Source organism: Pseudomonas inefficax (assembly GCF_900277125.1).
Lineage (GTDB): Bacteria > Pseudomonadota > Gammaproteobacteria > Pseudomonadales > Pseudomonadaceae > Aquipseudomonas > Aquipseudomonas inefficax.
Genome location: NZ_OPYN01000062.1, coordinates 1 through 1,106 on the forward strand (window position 1 = coordinate 1; position 1,106 = coordinate 1,106).

At 66.1% G+C, this 1,106-nt stretch carries 2 protein-coding genes; both read left to right on the forward strand.

The genetic code is table 11. The features are described 5' to 3' along the window. On the forward strand, positions 1–265 hold a 265-nt coding region (locus JV551A3_RS06405), incomplete at its 5' end, for a glucokinase (RefSeq protein ID WP_205125933.1). 203 nt (positions 266–468) lie between these two features. Continuing rightward, a partial coding sequence (gltR, locus tag JV551A3_RS06410; RefSeq protein WP_413038292.1) for a two-component system response regulator GltR occupies positions 469–1,106 on the forward strand: 638 nt, incomplete at its 3' end.

Genomic DNA, 1,106 nt, shown 5'->3' on the forward strand with positions numbered 1-1,106 from the left:
GGTCGAGCAGTTCTGCCGGTTCCTCGGCCGAGTCGCTGGTAACAATGTTCTGACGCTGGGCGCACGGGGTGGGGTCTATATTGTCGGCGGCGTGATCCCACGCTTTGCCGAGCTGTTCCTGCGCAGCGGGTTTGCCGCGAGCTTTGCCGACAAGGGTTGCATGAGTGGGTATTTCGCTGGCGTGCCGGTGTGGCTGGTGACAGCGGAGTTTTCCGGGTTGCTGGGGGCCGGGGTGGCCTTGCAGCAGGCGCTGGATCATGGATAGGTGAAATGGGGGCCGCTGCGCGGTCCATCGCGACACAAGGCCGCTCCTACACGGGGGCAGTGCATATTTCCGGCGCGGCGCGGTCCCTGTAGGAGCGGCCTTGTGTCGCGATGGGGCGCGAAGCGGCCCCAACAGCAGGCAACAAAGACCTGTAACTGACAAAAGGAAGGACCACCTTGACCACTGCCGGCAAATCGATCCTGATGGTCGACGACGACCAGGAAATCCGCGAACTGCTGCAAACCTACCTGAGCCGCTCCGGCTTCCAGGTGCATGCCGAAGCCGACGGCAAGGGCTTTCGCCGCGCGCTGGAAACCACCCCCTGCGACCTGGTCATCCTCGATGTCATGCTGCCCGACGAAGACGGCTTCAGCCTGTGCCGCTGGGTACGCCAGCACCCCCGCCAGGCCCGGGTACCGATCATCATGCTCACTGCCAGCTCCGACGAAACCGACCGGGTCATCGGCCTGGAGCTGGGCGCTGACGACTACCTGGGCAAGCCGTTCAGCCCCCGCGAACTGCAAGCGCGGATCAAGGCCCTGCTGCGCCGCGCCGAGTTCGGCCAGGCGGCACCCGGCAGTGCCGTGCTGGCCTTCGACGACTGGCGCCTGGACACGGTCAGCCATCGCCTGTTCCATCGCGACGGCGAGGAGGTGATTCTCTCCGGCGCCGACTTCGCCCTGCTCAAGCTGTTCCTCGACCACCCACAGCAGATACTCGACCGCGACACCATCGGCAACGCCACCCGTGGCCGCGAGCCGATGCCGCTGGACCGCATCGTCGACATGGCGGTCAGCCGCCTGCGCCAGCGCCTGCGCGATACCGACAAACCACCCCGGCT